This is a genomic window from Pseudomonas sp. S07E 245, assembly GCF_019599025.1.
Classification (GTDB): Bacteria; Pseudomonadota; Gammaproteobacteria; order Pseudomonadales; family Pseudomonadaceae; genus Aquipseudomonas; species Aquipseudomonas shirazensis.
In genome coordinates, this window is record NZ_CP080625.1 from 5,285,001 (window position 1) to 5,302,224 (window position 17,224).

Consider the following 17,224-nt stretch of genomic DNA (forward strand, 5'->3'; position numbering starts at 1 on the left):
GTATGCGTACAAGCAGTGGGAGCCTACTTTGTTAGGTGACTGCGTACCTTTTGTATAATGGGTCAGCGACTTATATTCAGTGGCGAGCTTAACCGAATAGGGGAGGCGTAGCGAAAGCGAGTCTTAATAGGGCGTTTAGTCGCTGGGTATAGACCCGAAACCGGGCGATCTATCCATGGGCAGGTTGAAGGTTGGGTAACACTAACTGGAGGACCGAACCGACTACCGTTGAAAAGTTAGCGGATGACCTGTGGATCGGAGTGAAAGGCTAATCAAGCTCGGAGATAGCTGGTTCTCCTCGAAAGCTATTTAGGTAGCGCCTCATGTATCACTGTAGGGGGTAGAGCACTGTTTCGGCTAGGGGGTCATCCCGACTTACCAAACCGATGCAAACTCCGAATACCTACAAGTGCCGAGCATGGGAGACACACGGCGGGTGCTAACGTCCGTCGTGAAAAGGGAAACAACCCAGACCGTCAGCTAAGGTCCCAAAGTCATGGTTAAGTGGGAAACGATGTGGGAAGGCTTAGACAGCTAGGAGGTTGGCTTAGAAGCAGCCACCCTTTAAAGAAAGCGTAATAGCTCACTAGTCGAGTCGGCCTGCGCGGAAGATGTAACGGGGCTCAAACCATGCACCGAAGCTACGGGTATCACCTTCTGGTGATGCGGTAGAGGAGCGTTCTGTAAGCCTGTGAAGGTGAGTTGAGAAGCTTGCTGGAGGTATCAGAAGTGCGAATGCTGACATGAGTAACGACAATGCGAGTGAAAAACTTGCACGCCGAAAGACCAAGGTTTCCTGCGCAACGTTAATCGACGCAGGGTTAGTCGGTCCCTAAGGCGAGGCTGAAAAGCGTAGTCGATGGAAAACAGGTTAATATTCCTGTACTTCCGATTGTTGCGATGGAGGGACGGAGAAGGCTAGGCCAGCTTGGCGTTGGTAGTCCAAGTTTAAGGTGGTAGGCTGGGATCTTAGGCAAATCCGGGATCCCAAGGCCGAGAGCTGATGACGAGTTGCCTTTAGGCGACGAAGTGGTTGATGCCATGCTTCCAAGAAAAGCTCCTAAGCTTCAGACAATCGGGAACCGTACCCCAAACCGACACAGGTGGTTAGGTAGAGAATACCAAGGCGCTTGAGAGAACTCGGGTGAAGGAACTAGGCAAAATGGCACCGTAACTTCGGGAGAAGGTGCGCCGGCGAAGGTGAAGGGTTTACCCCGTAAGCTTTTGCCGGTCGAAGATACCAGGCCGCTGCGACTGTTTATTAAAAACACAGCACTCTGCAAACACGAAAGTGGACGTATAGGGTGTGACGCCTGCCCGGTGCCGGAAGGTTAATTGATGGGGTTAGCGCAAGCGAAGCTCTTGATCGAAGCCCCGGTAAACGGCGGCCGTAACTATAACGGTCCTAAGGTAGCGAAATTCCTTGTCGGGTAAGTTCCGACCTGCACGAATGGCGTAACGATGGCGGCGCTGTCTCCACCCGAGACTCAGTGAAATTGAAATCGCTGTGAAGATGCAGTGTATCCGCGGCTAGACGGAAAGACCCCGTGAACCTTTACTATAGCTTTGCACTGGACTTTGAATTTGCTTGTGTAGGATAGGTGGGAGGCTTTGAAGTGGGGACGCCAGTTCTCATGGAGCCATCCTTGAAATACCACCCTGGCAACTTTGAGGTTCTAACTCAGGTCCGTTATCCGGATCGAGGACAGTGTATGGTGGGTAGTTTGACTGGGGCGGTCTCCTCCCAAAGAGTAACGGAGGAGTACGAAGGTGCGCTCAGACCGGTCGGAAATCGGTCGTAGAGTATAAAGGCAAAAGCGCGCTTGACTGCGAGACCCACACGTCGAGCAGGTACGAAAGTAGGTCTTAGTGATCCGGTGGTTCTGTATGGAAGGGCCATCGCTCAACGGATAAAAGGTACTCCGGGGATAACAGGCTGATACCGCCCAAGAGTTCATATCGACGGCGGTGTTTGGCACCTCGATGTCGGCTCATCACATCCTGGGGCTGAAGCCGGTCCCAAGGGTATGGCTGTTCGCCATTTAAAGTGGTACGCGAGCTGGGTTTAGAACGTCGTGAGACAGTTCGGTCCCTATCTGCCGTGGACGTTTGAGATTTGAGAGGGGCTGCTCCTAGTACGAGAGGACCGGAGTGGACGAACCTCTGGTGTTCCGGTTGTCACGCCAGTGGCATTGCCGGGTAGCTATGTTCGGAAGAGATAACCGCTGAAAGCATCTAAGCGGGAAACTTGCCTCAAGATGAGATCTCACTGGGATCTAGAATCCCCTGAAGGGCCGTCGAAGACTACGACGTTGATAGGTTGGGTGTGTAAGCGCTGTGAGGCGTTGAGCTAACCAATACTAATTGCCCGTGAGGCTTGACCATATAACACCCAAGCAATTTGCTCATGCAGATTGCGGTGGTGAAGACGAAACGCTGAAGATTCGTACACAAACATCACATATCCGAATTTGCTGGGCCGTTCATCTGGACGTTCTGGCTACAGAATTTCTTGACGACAATAGAGCATTGGAACCACCTGATCCCATCCCGAACTCAGTAGTGAAACGATGCATCGCCGATGGTAGTGTGGGGTCTCCCCATGTGAGAGTAGGTCATCGTCAAGATTCATTTCGCAAAACCCCTATCTGCGCGAGCAGGTAGGGGTTTTGTTTTTTCCGGGATCCATAAAATCCAGAGCTGCTGCGCAGCCCTTTCGCGACATAAGGCCGCTCCTACGACGACGGCGCAACGTCAATTCAACGCGGCCCCAAATATCTGCCCCCGCCACGATCACCGACATTTTCACCCCATCCGCCGCTCCGGCGCCGCAGCAAGGCCGTTCCTACGGCGATGTCAAACTATAAAATCAAAACACTACAGATAATGATTCGTGTTTGCTAGAGTGCGTGGTCGAACCTATTCCATCACGCCCAGCAGGTCCGCTCATGCTTATCCCTAACGTCCCTCGCAAAAATGCGTTTAATTCCGTGTGGCTACCGATCGGGCTGGTCGCGAGTATCTCAACACCGTTCGCCTTGGCAGAAACGGCGCTGGAGAACCAGCAACCGGCTAGCGCAAGCGATAGCCCGGGCGTCGTTCTGGAGTTGGAGGAAACTGCGATCTCGGCAAGCGCCGATGCCTCGCGAGAAGGCTTGGTACCTGAATATGAGGGTGGTCAGGTGGCCCGCGGTGGGCGCGTGGGTATCCTGGGCAACAAGGATTACATGAGTACGCCATTCACCTCGACGTCCTACACCAATCAGCTGATTCGGGATCAACAGGCACAAAGTGTCGCCGATATCCTTCAGAACGACCCGTCGGTGCGCATTGCCCGTGGTTTCGGCAACTTCCAGGAACTCTACGTAATGCGCGGCTTCCCTCTGTATTCCGATGACATTGCTTACAACGGCTTGTACGGGTTACTGCCACGCCAGTATGTGGCTGCCGAATTTATCGAGCGGGTGGAGGTGTTCCGCGGCGCCAACGCCTTCCTCAACGGTGCGGCGCCGGGCGGTACCGGGATCGGCGGTGCGATCAATATCCTGCCCAAGCGCGCCCCCAACGAGGCGCTGACCCGTTTGACTGTAGGTGCCGAGAACAATGGCTTTGGTACCGCCGCCGCGGATCTGGCACGACGCTTTGGCGAAGAGGATCGCTTCGGCGTGCGCGTCAATGTGGCCAAGCGCGGAGGCGAGACTGCGGTAGAAGACCAGGACCGTAGACTGGACATGTTCGCCTTCGGCCTGGACTATCAAGGCGAGCGCTTGCGTTTGTCCGCAGATGTCGGCCATCAATATCACTTCATCGACAACCCATTGCCCAGCGTCACGCCGACGGGCAGAGTGCCGAGCCCGCCCGATGCAGACAAGAACTACGGGCAGTCGTGGACCTATTCGAAAGAGAAGCAGACGTTCGGCACCTTTCGCGCGGAGTACGACCTGAGCGACGCTGTCACCACGTGGGCAGCGATCGGCATGCGCAAAGGCGAAGAGAAGAACGTGCTCGCCAACCCCTCTTCCAATGCCGCAGGCGTAACCCGAGCCAATCGTTTCGACAACTATCGCGAAGAAACCATCACTACCGGCGAAGTCGGGATGCGCTTCAACCTGCAGACCGGCCCGGTGTCGCACCAGTGGGTGGTGTCGGGTGCGATGTTCGACAGCAAGGATCGAAACGCGTGGGCGGGTAACTTCGGCGGCTTCGCCGGTGACCTGTATGATCCCGCAGATTTTGCTAAACCGGACAATGTGAGCTTCAGCGGTTCCATGTCCGATCCGCACATCACTGCCCGCACGCACACGCAAAGTATCGCAATCGCCGACACGCTTGGCTTCTTTGATGATCAACTGCTGCTGACGCTCGGTGCTCGTCGTCAGGGCATGGATGTGACTGGTTATGACTACAACAGTGGCGACAAGACGTCGAAGTACAACCGCTATGAGACCACACCTGTTGCGGGTGCTGTATACCAACTGAACGAGCAGTTCTCGGTATATGCCAATTACATCGAAGGGCTGACCAAGGGTGATACGGCCAGCGCCACCACAACCCTGCCTGACGGCTCCAGCGCGCCTGTTCTAAATGCTGGTCAGTCACTCGCACCGTATGTCGCCAAACAGACCGAGTTCGGCGTGAAATACGATGGCGGTGCTCTGGGCGGTAGCCTCGCAGTGTTCGAAACGCGCAAGCCTGTAGGTATTGTCGAGAATCAGGTATTCAAGGATGGCGGCGAACAACGTAACCGCGGCATCGAACTGTCGCTGTTTGGCACACCAATTCAACGCGTGCGCCTGCTCGGTGGGGTAACACTGCTTGACGCAGAACTGAGCAAGACTCAAAACGGTGAAAACGACGGCAACGAGCCGATCGGCGTGCCTAAGGTGCAAGCAAACATCGGCGGCGAATGGGATGTGCCCGGCGTCGACGGCCTGACCCTGACCAGTCGCGTTGTCTACACCAGCAGTCAATACGTAAACAACGCCAACAGCCTCGAGATCCCCTCCTGGACCAGGTTTGATCTGGGCGCGCGGTACGGCTTTAAAGTCGATGACAAGGATGTAACCTTGCGCGCGCGGCTGGATAACGTTGCGGGCCGTAACTATTGGGCTTCAACTGGCGGCTACCCCGGCTCGAACTACCTGGTGCTGGGCGCCCCGCGCACGTTTTCGGTCAGTGCGTCGGTAGATTTCTGATGATTTGATCCTGCCTGGAGTTTTGTACAGCCGAGTTGTCATACTGCAAACAGGCCTCGCTTTGGTAGTACCCGCAAAGGGAAATATCCACCTAAAGCTTGAGAGGCAGTTCTAGTCGATCAGACAGGGGCTGTGCTGACGACCGCTCCAGACTTCGCCGCTTCGGCAATGGCCTCAGTGATGATCAGATTTCTGAGGCCATCGCGCACCGTGACCAGCGGCGCTTCAAGCCCCTGAATGATCCGGCAGAAATGCTCGAGCTGAAGCTCCAGTGGATCCCGACGTTCAACACCGGCGGTCGCCGTTTGAAAAGGCTTGAACCATGAGCGCTCTTCAGCGCGGGCATAGTATTTGAGGCGCATTGTGGGCACTGCAAGTGACCCGTTCTTGCCGCTGATTACATAGCAGTCTTCATCGGCGTAGGCGGCGTAGCTCGCATTCTCCTGGGACGTCTGCTCCCAACTGCGGGCACACCCTGCAGAGTCCGACAGCAGAAACGAGCCCAGGGCTCCGTTGGCAAAGCGCAGGCCGATACATACCGTGTCTTCGACCGGAAAGTTGCGCGCGGCACTCGACTGCATGGCCTGGACGGCTACGATCTCTCCGCACAGCGAGCGCAAGTTGCCGATCTCGTGAATCATGTTGATCAGGATCGGGCCGCCACCTTCCTGGCGCCGCCACACGGCCGCATCGAAGTAGTCATCCGGCTTGTAGAACAGCGCGCTGCCCTGCACGGCAACAATGTCGCCGAGCACGCCTTCGCCGATGATCTCCCGTGCCTTGGCCAGCACAGGGCTATGTGCTCGATGGTGCCCGACCAGCAGACGCGCACCCTTTGCGGTTGCCGCAGCGAGCAGACGCTTACCTTCTTCAACGCTGTGGGCGACGGGTTTTTCGATCAAGGCGGCAACGCCTGCCTCGACGCATTGCAACGCCTGCGCAACATGCAGCGCATTGGGCGTGGCAAGGATAACGCCGTCCGGTTTGACGTTGTCGAACAAGGCCGCCAGATCTGCATATTGAGGAATGCCCAGAGCGGTCAGGTAATCGTCCGCGATCGTTACCGGATCAACAACGGCAACCAGTTCACAAGACAGGCTCGCTTGTACAAGTTCGATATGGCGGCGACCGATCATGCCGACGCCGGCCACTGCAATTCTGATTCTGGACATGATTTGATCTTCACAGTTGTTTTTGTGTTCCTGAGGAGCAGCGCTGGCTCATCAGGTGCTGTTAGGATCCAGCCTACTATCGCCGGCGAAGGTCATAATGGGCTCAGATGAAATATCAGAATTCTCAATTACTGAACAATGACCCGTTCCTGCGTGACCTTTTGCTCTTCACTGCGATCGCCCGCTGTTCGAGCTTCGTCAGCGCAGGGGCTGAGTTGGGGATCTCGCCAGCGCACGTCAGCAAGCGCATCGCGACACTTGAGCAAGGCCTCAACTGCAAGCTGTTCAACCGCACGACGCGCCGCGTCACCATCACCCGTGAAGGCGAGGCGATGCTGGTCTGGGCCAAACAGATTCTGGAAAACGTCCACGGCATGCTGGAAACGTCCCATGGAGACCGGGTAGAGCCCAGAGGCCTGCTGCGGATCAGCACCAGTCAACGACTGGGCCGTTTCCATGTGGCACCCATTCTCGGCCTGCTGCGCAAGCGCTACCCAAGACTTGAGGTCTGGATCGAGTTGATGGACAGGCGCACGGACCTGATCGGTGAACAGTTCGATATCGATATTCGAGTAGGGGAGGTGACCGAGCAGCATCTGATTGCCCACAAGATCGCCAGCAGCCAGAGGATTCTGTGCGCCGCCCCGAGCTATGTCGCGGAGCGAGGCCATCCTGCTTCGCTGGCTGATCTGGCACAGCACGAGTGCCTGTTGCTGCGCGACAGGGACAGTAGCTTTGGTTTGTGGCGTCTAGAGGGGCCAGCTGGCATGGAGACCGTCAAGGTGACCGGGCCTATGGCATCGAACAACAGCGACATCGTGCGCGAGTGGGCGCATGAGGGGCTGGGCATCATCATGGCCTCCACATGGGACGTCGCCCCCAGTTTTGCGCAGGGCAAGCTCATGCGACTGCTACCTGCTTGGCATCAGGTTGCGGATATTTCCGCGGTCACGACGGTCCGTGCTTCGCAGTCGGAAAGAATCAAAGTGTGCCTTGAGTTTCTGACTGAGCAGTTGACGGCTGGTGCTTATGCGCTTGAGGACATAACTGACTGAGCAGCACATCAAAGAGCACTGCTTTGCTGGAGAAAACGTTCAAACTGTAGAAACTAAAAAGCCCGCAATCAGCGGGCTTTTGGGATGTTGCGTAGACGCCTGTAAGGCGTCTATGTGTTGCGTTTGGTGCCCCGAGGGAGACTCGAACTCCCACTCCTTTCGAAAACGGATTTTGAATCCGCCGCGTCTACCAATTCCGCCATCAGGGCTTGTGGGGCGGCAGTATAGAGAGGCTCCGCGGGTCGGTCAATCGGCTTTCATGGAGAATTTTCACAGGTTGGGCTAAACTTTGCGGCCCTGTCGAACCGAACACAATCATGCGCGTCGCCGATTTTTCCTTCGAACTCCCCGATTCCCTGATCGCCCGCCACCCACTGGCCGAGCGCCATGGCAGCCGACTGCTGGTTCTTGATGGACCGAGCGGCGCGCTGGCTCATCAGCAATTCACCGATCTGCTCGAACACCTGCGCCCAGGTGACCTGATGGTGTTCAACAACACCCGGGTGATCCCGGCGCGGTTGTTTGGCCAAAAAGCCTCGGGCGGCAAGCTCGAAGTGCTGGTCGAGCGCGTGCTCGACAGCCACCGGGTGCTGGCCCATGTGCGTGCAAGCAAGGCGCCCAAGGTCGGTACACAGTTGCTCATCGACGGCGGCGGCGAGGCCGAGATGGTCGCCCGCCATGACACGCTGTTCGAGCTCCGTTTCAGCGAAGAAGTGCTGCCGCTGCTCGATCGCGTCGGCCATATGCCGCTGCCGCCGTATATCGATCGCCCGGACGAGGGCGCCGACCGCGAGCGCTATCAGACTGTTTATGCCGAGCGCGCAGGTGCCGTCGCGGCGCCAACCGCAGGCCTGCACTTCGACCAGCCGCTGCTCGAGAAAATCGCAGCCAAGGGCGTCGAGAGTGCGTTCGTTACCTTGCATGTGGGCGCCGGCACCTTCCAGCCGGTGCGGGTCGACAAGATCGAAGACCACCATATGCACAAGGAATGGCTCGAAGTCAGCCAAGAGGTAGTCGACGCCGTGGCCGCGTGCCGTGCGCGTGGCGGCCGAGTGGTTGCCGTCGGCACCACCAGCGTGCGCTCGCTGGAGAGTGCCGCGCGTGATGGCCAGCTCAAGGCGTTCAGCGGCGACACCGACATCTTTATCTACCCGGGCCGGCCGTTCAATGTGGTCGATGCCCTGGTCACCAACTTCCACCTGCCGGAGTCCACGCTGCTGATGCTGGTCTCGGCCTTCGCCGGTTACCCCGAGACCATGGCGGCTTACGCCGCTGCGGTCGAGCATGGCTACCGCTTCTTCAGTTACGGTGATGCGATGTTCATCACCCGCAATCCGGCGCCGCGCGGCCCCGAGGATCAAGCATGAGTCGCACCTGTCGTATGTCCTTCGAACTGCTGGCCACCGACGGCAAGGCCCGTCGTGGCCGCCTGACCTTCCCCCGTGGCACGGTCGAGACCCCGGCGTTCATGCCGGTGGGCACCTATGGCACGGTCAAGGGCATGCTGCCGCGTGACATCGAGGCCACCGGCGCCGAGATCATTCTCGGCAACACCTTCCACCTGTGGCTGCGCCCGGGCACCGAGGTGATCAAGAAGCACAACGGCCTGCACGATTTCATGCAGTGGAAAGGCCCGATTCTGACCGACTCCGGTGGCTTCCAGGTGTTCAGCCTGGGCGCCATGCGCAAGATCAAGGAAGAGGGCGTGACCTTCGCCTCGCCAGTCGATGGCTCCAAGGTGTTCATGGGCCCGGAAGAGTCGATGCAGGTCCAGCGTGATCTGGGCTCGGACATCGTGATGATCTTCGACGAATGCACGCCGTACCCGGCCGAGCATGACGTCGCGCGCACCTCGATGGAGCTGTCGCTGCGCTGGGCGCAGCGCTCCAAGGACGCCCACGCCGACAACACTGCGGCGCTGTTCGGCATCGTTCAGGGCGGCATGTATCAAGACTTGCGGGAACGCTCGCTGGAGGCGCTGGTCAACATCGACTTCGACGGCCTGGCGATCGGCGGCTTGTCGGTCGGTGAGCCGAAGCACGAGATGATCAAGGTGCTCGATTACCTGCCGGCGATGATGCCCGCTGACAAACCTCGTTACCTTATGGGGGTAGGCAAACCCGAGGATCTTGTGGAGGGTGTGCGCCGCGGCGTCGACATGTTCGACTGCGTGATGCCGACGCGCAATGCGCGCAACGGCCATCTGTTCATCGACACCGGGGTGATCAAGATCCGCAACGCGTTCCATCGCCATGATGATTCGCCGCTGGATCCGACCTGCGATTGCTATACCTGCAGCAACTTCTCGCGCGCCTATCTGCACCACCTGGACAAGTGCGGCGAAATGTTGAGCAGCATGTTGAATACAATCCACAACTTGCGTCATTACCAGCGCCTGATGGCCGGTTTACGCGAGGCTATTCAACAAGGTAAATTGGCCGCCTTTGTCGACGCCTTCTATGCCAAACGCGGGCTTGCTGTGCCGCCTTTGGACTGACTGACTGTAACCGTTTGCCAACCCAACACGTTGCAACATAACAACTGGAGTGTCACATGAGCTTTTTGATCCCCGCCGCCTACGCGGACGCCGCAGCCCCTGCCGCCGGCCCTATGGGTGGTGGTTTCGAGTGGATTTTCCTGGTCGGCTTCCTGGTCATCTTCTACCTGATGATCTGGCGTCCACAGGCCAAGCGCGCCAAAGAGCAGAAGAACCTGCTGGGCAACTTGCAGAAAGGTGACGAAGTTGTCACCAACGGCGGCATCGCCGGCAAGATCGTCAAGGTTTCCGATGACTTCGTGGTACTGGAAGTGTCCGACACCGTCGAGATGAAGTTCCAGAAGGGCGCCGTGGCTGCGACCCTGCCTAAAGGTACGCTCAAGGCTATCTGAGGTACCGGTTTTACTTTTTCCAGTCGGGGCGCGCAAAGCGCCCCGCGTCTTGAACGGGCGGCGTGATGCTGAACAAATATCCTCTGTGGAAATACGCACTGATCGTGCTGGTGCTGGCGATCGGTTTCATTTATTCCGCTCCCAACCTCTATCCGGATGATCCGGCTGTACAGATCAGTGGTGCCAGCTCGGCGCTGCAGGTCAACCAGGCCGACCTCGATCGCGTCAACAAGGCGCTGACCGAAGCGGGTATCACCGTGAAGGGCACTAGCCTGGGCGAGAAGGGCAGTGGCTTGGTACGCCTGACCGACCAGGAAGACCAACTGCCAGCCAAGGATGTGGTGCGCAAGGCCCTGGGCGATGACTACGTCGTGGCTCTGAACCTGGCCCAGACCACCCCGCAGTGGCTGCGTAACCTGGGTGCAAGCCCGATGAAGCTCGGTCTGGACCTGTCCGGTGGTGTGCACTTCCTGCTCGAAGTGGACATGGACAAGGCCATGAGCGCGCGCATGAAGGTCTACGAAGGCGAAGTGAAGACCCTGTTGCGCAAAGAGCGCGTCCGCTACCGCAGCCTGCCTCAGCAGGATGGCGGCATCGTGCTGGGCTTCTCTGACGACGCCACCCGCGAACAGGCCCGTGCCCTGATTCGCAAGAGCTTCACCGATTTCGACCTGACCACCACCGAGCGCAACGAGCTCGCTGTGCTGCGTCTGGCGCTGACCCCGGCCAAGGTTGCCGAGATCCGCGAATACTCGATCAAGCAAAACCTGACCACCGTGCGTAACCGGGTCAACGAACTGGGTGTGGCCGAGCCGCTGGTGCAGCGTCAGGGTGCCAACCGTATCGTGGTCGAGCTGCCAGGCGTGCAGGACACTGCCGAAGCCAAGCGCATCCTCGGCAAGACCGCCAACCTCGAGTTCCGCTTCGGTGCCGAACCAGGTGCCTCCAAGGCCACTACCGAGGTCTTCGAATTCCGTGATGGCGGCCGTTCGGCGCCGGTCGAGCGTGGTTTGATCATTACCGGTGACCAGGTCACCGACGCCCAAGCCAGCTTCGACGAGCAAGGCCGGCCACAGGTCAACATCCGCCTCGATGGCCATGGCGGCGAGTTGATGAGCCGCGCGACGCGCAGCAACGTCGGCCGCAGCATGGCAGTAATCTTCATCGAGCAGAAGCCGATCACTCGCTACGTCAAGCAGACCGTCGACGGCGTCGAGAAGGAAGTTGCCGTACAGAGCTTCCAGGAAGAGAAAAAGATCATCAGCCTGGCGACCATCCAATCGCCACTGGGCAGCCAGTTCCGCATCACCGGCCTCAATGGCCAGGGTGAATCGTCCGAACTGGCCCTGCTGCTGCGTGCCGGCGGTCTGGCTGCGCCGATGTACTTCGCTGAAGAGCGCACCATTGGTCCAAGCCTGGGTGCCGACAACATCACCAAAGGTGTCGATGCATCGCTGTGGGGCATGCTGTTCGTGTCCATCTTCATCATCGCCATCTACCGTGGTTTTGGCGTGATCGCGACCGTTGCCCTGACCGGCAACATGATCCTGCTGCTGGCCTTGATGTCCCTGCTGGGTGCCACCCTGACCCTGCCGGGCATCGCCGGTATCGTGCTGACCATGGGTATGGCGGTCGACGCCAACGTGCTGATCTTCTCGCGGATTCGCGAGGAGCTGAAAAACGGCATGTCGGTGCAGCGCGCCATCCACGAAGGCTTCAGCCGTGCCTACACCGCGATCATCGACGCCAACCTGACCAGCCTGCTGGTCGGCGGTATCCTCTTCGCGATGGGCACCGGGCCGGTCAAAGGCTTCGCGGTAACCATGTCCCTCGGGATTTTCACCTCGATGTTCACCGCCGTCATGGTGACCCGCGCAATGGTCAACCTGACCTGCGGCGGGCGTGACATCAAGAAGCTGTGGGTTTGAGGGAATAACCATGAAAACCATCAACTTCATGGGCGTGCGCAACGTTGCGTTCGCCGTCACTGTCCTGCTGACCATCCTGGCGTTGTTCAGCTGGTGGCAGAAGGGTTTGAACTTCGGTCTGGACTTCACCGGCGGTACGCTCATCGAGCTGACCTACGAGCGTCCGGCAGACCTCAAGCTGGTCCGCGCCGAGCTCGCTCAGTCGGGCTTCGAGGACGCCATCGTGCAGAGCTTCGGTGCGACTACCGATCTGCTGGTGCGCATGCCGGGCGACGACCCGCAACTGGGCAGCAAGGTTGCTGCAGCGCTGCAGAAAGTCGGCGGCGACAACCCGGCGACCCTCAAGCGAGTCGAGTTCGTCGGCCCGCAGGTAGGTGAAGAACTGCGTGACCAGGGCGGCCTGGGCATGCTGCTGGCGCTGGGCGGGGTACTCATCTACCTAGCCTTCCGCTTCCAGTGGAAATTCGCCGTCGGCGCGATCATCTCGCTGATCCACGACGTGGTCGTGACCGTGGGTATCCTCTCGTTCTTCCAGATCACTTTCGATTTGACGGTGCTGGCGGCAGTGCTGGCGATCATCGGTTACTCGCTGAACGACACCATCGTGGTATTCGACCGCGTGCGGGAAAACTTCCGCGTCATGCGCAAGGCCTCGCTGATCGAGAACATCAACGTCTCGACCACGCAGACCCTGCTGCGCACCATTGCCACTTCGGTTTCGACCTTGCTGGCCATCGCCGCGCTGTTGATCTTCGGGGGTGACAACCTGTTCGGCTTCTCCCTGGCTCTGTTCATCGGGGTCATGGCCGGTACCTACTCGTCGATCTACATCGCCAACGTGGTACTGATCTGGCTGAACCTGAACAGCGAAGACCTGATTCCACCGGTCAAGGCCGAGGGTGTGGACGAGCGTCCATAACCGCAAGCCGCCGCCGTTTGGCGCCAAGAGAGCCGCGAGTGTTGAACTCGCGGCTTTTTTTTTGCTCCAAGGCTGGGACAAGCGCGGGTTATGGCCCGCTGGTACGATCAGGAGGTTCACGTGAATAAATCAATGCTGGTGGGTGCGGTGCTCGGTGCCGTCGGTGTAACTGCCGCAGGCGCAATGGCGACCTACAGCTTGGTGAACAAAGGCCCAGAGGTCGCTGAGGTGACCGACGTGCAGCCGATCAAGCAGCAGGTCAAGACTCCACGTGAAGTGTGCAAGGACGTGACCGTGACGCGCCAGGCGCCGGTCAAGGATCAACATCAGATCGCCGGTACCGTGGTCGGTGCGTTGGCGGGTGGCTTGCTCGGCAACCAGATCGGTGGCGGCACCGGCAAGAAGATTGCCACCGTGGCCGGTGCGGTCGGCGGCGGCTACGCCGGTAACAAGGTGCAGGAAGGGATGCAAGAGCGTGACACCTACACCACCACCCAGACCCGCTGTAACACCGTGCATGACCTGAGCGAGAAAGTGGTTGGCTACAGCGTCACCTATTCGATTGGCGACAAGATCGGCAAAGTGAAGATGGACCACGAGCCAGGTTCGACCATTCCGCTGGATGAGAATGGCAAGCTGGTGCTGAGCAAGGCGCAGTAATCTGTAGGAGCGGCCTTGCCGGGGCGCCGGACCGGTCGGGAAGGGTCGCAGCGGCCCCAAGATCTGTGCAGCACCAAAGAATGCCGGGCCAGCTACGCTGGCCTTTCGCGACACAAGGCCGCTCCTACAGGGGTCGAGTCTCAACGTACTCGTATAAAAAAAGCACCCCGTGGGGTGCTTTTTTGTGGCTGACCGGCGCTTAGCGCTTCAGCGATTGTGGTACGTGCGGCTGGATGGCAGTCAGCACGGCTTTGAAGCACTTGATGTTGCCAGCAACGATGTGGCCTTTCTCGAGGAATTCGTGGCCACCGTTGAAGTCGCTGACCAGACCGCCAGCTTCCTGCACCAGCAGTACGCCTGCAGCCATGTCCCACTCGGACAGGCCCGACTCCCAGAACGCATCGAAACGACCGGCCGCTACGTAGGCCAGGTCAAGGCTGGCAGAACCGGCGCGGCGGATGCCGGCAGTCTGGCCAGTTAGGGCGCGGATCATGCCCAGATAGTTGTCGAGGTCGGCCATCTGGTTGTCGCGGAACGGGAAGCCGGTACCCAGCAGGGCGCCTTCAAGGCTGGTGCGCGAGCTGACGCGCAGGCGGCGACCGTTGATCTGGGCGCCACGGCCACGGCTGGCGGTGAACTCTTCCTGGCGAACCGGATCCAGTACCACTGCGTGCTCCAGGCGACCGCGGTATTTGCAGGCGATGCTCACTGCAAAGTGGGGAATGCCACGCAGGAAGTTGGTGGTGCCATCGAGCGGGTCGATGATCCACAGGTAGTCTTTGCCTTCTTCACCAGAGCCAGCGTGGAAGCCGGTCTCTTCACCCTGGATCGAGTGGTTCGGGTAGGCCTTGCGCAGAGCATCGACGATTTTCTGCTCGGCAGCGCGGTCAACCTCGGACACGTAGTCCTTGGCGTCCTTTTCGTCCACCTTGATGGTGTCCAGGCGTTCGATGGAGCGGAAAATCAGTTCACTGGCGCTGCGAGCAGCGCGCAGGGCGATAGTCAGCATAGGCTGCATGGGCGGTTCACCTGGAGATGTTAAAGAAGAAAGCCGGCCATTTTAGCAGAGTTTTTTGACAACGGCAGCGCCGCATTTGCTTTCATGGCGTAACGTCCGTCGGTTCTGTAAGATCGACCGCCCTGATATCTGCCTTTGAGAGCACCCACCGTGCTGCAAAATATTCGTGTTGTTCTGGTCAATACCAGCCACCCCGGCAACATCGGCGGCGCTGCGCGTGCCATGAAAAACATGGGCTTGTCGCGCCTGGTGCTGGTCCAGCCACAGGAGTTTCCGGCAGCTGACGCCAGCGCCCGCGCTTCTGGCGCAGACGACGTGCTCAGTGGCGCGCTGGTGGTCGACTCGCTGGAAGAGGCGCTGGTTGGTTGCAGCCTTGCGATCGGCACCAGTGCCCGCGACCGCAGCCTGCCGTGGCCGATGCTGGATCCGCGCGAGTGCGGCGCCAAGTCGGTCGAGCGTGCCACCATGGGTGACGAAATCGCCCTGGTGTTCGGTCGCGAGCATGCCGGGCTGACCAACGACGAATTGCAGCGATGTCACTTCCATGTGCACATTCCCTCGAACCCTGACTTCAGCTCGCTCAATCTGGCCGCCGCCGTGCAGGTGCTTGGCTATGAGGTGCGCATGGCCTGGCTGGCCGCGCAGGGTGCGCCGTCGATCAGTGACAAGGCCGACGCCGTCGAACTGGCGACCCTGGACGAGATGGAGCGTTTCTACGACCACCTGGAAAAAACCCTGGTGGACATCGCCTTCCTCGATCCGGACAAACCCAAGCACCTGATGGCGCGCCTGCGTCGCCTGTACGGTCGCAGTTCGGTAGAGCGTACGGAAATGAGCATTTTACGCGGCATCCTCACCGAGACTCAGAAGGTCGCTCGGGGTGAGTCGCATAAGCGGAAGGATTGAGCAATGTTCGAACGTCTGCGTGAAGATATCCAAAGCGTATTCCATCGTGACCCGGCGGCGCGTAACGCTTTTGAAGTGCTGACCTGCTATCCCGGCATGCACGCGATCTGGCTGCACCGCCTTGGCCACGCCCTGTGGACGCGTGACCTGAAGTGGCTGGCGCGGCTGGTGTCGAACTTCGGCCGCTGGATGACTGGCATCGAAATCCACCCGGGCGCGACCATCGGCCGACGCTTCTTCATTGATCACGGCATGGGGATCGTCATTGGTGAGACCGCCGAGATCGGTGACGACGTCACCCTCTACCAGGGCGTGACCCTCGGTGGTACCAGCTGGAACGCCGGCAAGCGCCACCCGACGCTGGGCAATGGCGTGGTAGTCGGTGCCGGCGCCAAGGTGCTCGGCCCATTCACTGTCGGCGCCGGAGCCAAGATCGGCTCCAATGCTGTGGTCACCAAGGAGGTTCCGCCAGGCGCCACCGCAGTGGGTATCCCCGGTCGCATTATCGTCAAGGCGCAGGAAGACTCCGAAGTCGAAGCCAAGCGCAAGGCCATGGCCGAGAAGATCGGTTTCGATGCCTATGGCGTCAGTGGCGACATGCCTGACCCGGTTGCCCGCGCCATTGGCCAGATGCTCGACCACCTGCAAGCGGTCGACGAGCGTCTGCAGGGCATGTGCGGCGCGTTGACCAAGCTGGGTAGCGACTATCACGGCAAGGCGCTGCCGGCGCTGCCCGAAGAAGATTTCGTTGACGTCGCACCGGTCGAGGCAAGGCAGCAGGCGCAGAGCGACACCCAACCACATTGACAGCGACGATGGCGCTAGCCGTGGGCGTGTGCTCGCGGCCAGTGTCTGCTACACTCGCGCCCGCCCTTCGAGTGCAAACCCGACTAAAGCAGTAGGTCTAATAGTTGACTTAAATGCTCGGGAATCGCATACTTGCTCACATTCTGTAACTCCCGTGGTACCCATACGCCATGCGACTGACTACCAAAGGCCGATACGCAGTGACCGCCATGCTTGACTTGGCGTTGCACGCGCAGCATGGGCCGGTGTCACTGGCCGATATTTCCGAGCGCCAGGGCATCTCCCTCTCTTATCTGGAGCAGCTGTTCGCCAAGCTGCGCCGCAGCAGCCTGGTTTCCAGCGTGCGCGGCCCAGGCGGCGGCTATCAGCTGTCGCGCGGCATGGAAACCATCCAGGTTGCCCAGGTCGTCGACGCGGTCAACGAATCGGTCGACGCTACCCGTTGCCAGGGCCTGGGTGACTGCCATGCCGGTGATACCTGCCTGACCCACCACCTGTGGTGTGACCTCAGTCAGCAGATCCATGAATTCCTCAGTGGCATCAGCCTGGCCGACCTCGTCAAGCGCCGTGAGGTGCAAGAAGTCGCTCATCGCCAGGACCTGCGCCGTGTTGCAGGTCGATCCGCCCAGTTGGACAAGATTGAGACGTCCGCCGTCGACTGACATTGGTCACGAG

13 protein-coding genes, 1 tRNA gene and 2 rRNA genes (1 of these 16 running past the window's edge) are annotated in these 17,224 nt (G+C 59.3%); 13 read left to right on the top strand and 3 right to left on the bottom strand.

Features of this window, described 5'->3' with window-relative positions; translation table 11 throughout:
• From K3F44_RS24275 to K3F44_RS24285, 3 genes are all read left to right on the top strand, one after another.
• Window positions 1-2,385 (top strand): 23S ribosomal RNA (locus K3F44_RS24275); it begins 508 nt to the left of the window's first position.
• 126 nt (window positions 2,386-2,511) lie between these two features.
• A 5S ribosomal RNA gene (rrf, locus tag K3F44_RS24280) occupies window positions 2,512-2,627 on the top strand.
• Window positions 2,628-2,948: 321 nt separating this feature from the next.
• Window positions 2,949-5,195, top strand: coding sequence for a TonB-dependent siderophore receptor (locus K3F44_RS24285; protein ID WP_220633114.1), 2,247 nt, complete (start codon window positions 2,949-2,951; stop codon window positions 5,193-5,195).
• Window positions 5,196-5,314: 119 nt separating this feature from the next.
• On the opposite strand, the gene K3F44_RS24290 is transcribed toward K3F44_RS24285, so the two are convergent.
• The gene (locus tag K3F44_RS24290; protein WP_220633115.1) at window positions 5,315-6,367 is read right to left on the bottom strand and encodes a Gfo/Idh/MocA family protein; all 1,053 of its coding nucleotides are present in this window, start codon (window positions 6,365-6,367) and stop codon (window positions 5,315-5,317) included.
• Window positions 6,368-6,474: 107 nt separating this feature from the next.
• Here K3F44_RS24290 and K3F44_RS24295 point away from each other — a divergent pair, with 107 nt between their 5' ends.
• Window positions 6,475-7,422: a LysR substrate-binding domain-containing protein gene (locus tag K3F44_RS24295; protein WP_220633116.1), complete on the top strand. Its 948-nt coding sequence runs from the start codon at window positions 6,475-6,477 to the stop codon at window positions 7,420-7,422.
• Between the two features lie 124 nt (window positions 7,423-7,546).
• Here K3F44_RS24295 and K3F44_RS24300 read toward each other — a convergent pair.
• Window positions 7,547-7,631: transfer RNA gene (locus K3F44_RS24300), tRNA-Leu, on the bottom strand.
• A 108-nt stretch (window positions 7,632-7,739) separates the two neighbouring features.
• Between K3F44_RS24300 and queA the strand changes: the two genes are divergently transcribed.
• From queA to K3F44_RS24330, 6 genes are all read left to right on the top strand, one after another.
• Entirely contained in the window at window positions 7,740-8,789 is a 1,050-nt protein-coding gene (gene queA, locus K3F44_RS24305; protein ID WP_150570779.1) for a tRNA preQ1(34) S-adenosylmethionine ribosyltransferase-isomerase QueA, read from the top strand.
• A gap of 14 nt (window positions 8,790-8,803) precedes the next feature.
• Complete coding sequence (tgt, locus tag K3F44_RS24310; protein WP_178080815.1) at window positions 8,804-9,919, top strand: tRNA guanosine(34) transglycosylase Tgt; 1,116 nt, start codon at window positions 8,804-8,806, stop codon at window positions 9,917-9,919.
• A gap of 56 nt (window positions 9,920-9,975) precedes the next feature.
• Complete coding sequence (gene yajC / locus K3F44_RS24315) at window positions 9,976-10,311, top strand: preprotein translocase subunit YajC (protein WP_103436107.1); 336 nt, start codon at window positions 9,976-9,978, stop codon at window positions 10,309-10,311.
• A gap of 65 nt (window positions 10,312-10,376) precedes the next feature.
• Complete coding sequence (gene secD, locus K3F44_RS24320; RefSeq protein WP_220633117.1) at window positions 10,377-12,239, top strand: protein translocase subunit SecD; 1,863 nt, start codon at window positions 10,377-10,379, stop codon at window positions 12,237-12,239.
• 10 nt (window positions 12,240-12,249) lie between these two features.
• Window positions 12,250-13,158, top strand: coding sequence for a protein translocase subunit SecF (secF, locus tag K3F44_RS24325; protein WP_101316674.1), 909 nt, complete (start codon window positions 12,250-12,252; stop codon window positions 13,156-13,158).
• 120 nt (window positions 13,159-13,278) lie between these two features.
• Window positions 13,279-13,818, top strand: coding sequence for a glycine zipper 2TM domain-containing protein (locus tag K3F44_RS24330; protein ID WP_220633118.1), 540 nt, complete (start codon window positions 13,279-13,281; stop codon window positions 13,816-13,818).
• Window positions 13,819-14,017: 199 nt separating this feature from the next.
• Here K3F44_RS24330 and suhB read toward each other — a convergent pair whose 3' ends face one another.
• On the bottom strand, window positions 14,018-14,836 hold the full coding sequence (suhB, locus tag K3F44_RS24335; protein ID WP_101316676.1) for an inositol-phosphate phosphatase: 819 nt from the start codon (window positions 14,834-14,836) through the stop codon (window positions 14,018-14,020).
• A gap of 150 nt (window positions 14,837-14,986) precedes the next feature.
• Between suhB and trmJ the strand changes: the two genes are divergently transcribed.
• The 3 genes from trmJ to iscR all read left to right on the top strand — a co-directional run bounded on the left by trmJ (window position 14,987) and on the right by iscR (window position 17,211).
• Window positions 14,987-15,742: a tRNA (cytosine(32)/uridine(32)-2'-O)-methyltransferase TrmJ gene (trmJ, locus tag K3F44_RS24340; protein WP_101316678.1), complete on the top strand. Its 756-nt coding sequence runs from the start codon at window positions 14,987-14,989 to the stop codon at window positions 15,740-15,742.
• 3 nt (window positions 15,743-15,745) lie between these two features.
• Complete coding sequence (gene cysE / locus K3F44_RS24345; protein ID WP_150570781.1) at window positions 15,746-16,549, top strand: serine O-acetyltransferase; 804 nt, start codon at window positions 15,746-15,748, stop codon at window positions 16,547-16,549.
• 170 nt (window positions 16,550-16,719) lie between these two features.
• A complete protein-coding gene (gene iscR / locus K3F44_RS24350) occupies window positions 16,720-17,211 on the top strand; it encodes a Fe-S cluster assembly transcriptional regulator IscR (RefSeq protein ID WP_101316682.1) in 492 nt (163 codons plus the stop codon).
• Window positions 17,212-17,224 lie beyond the last annotated feature (13 nt).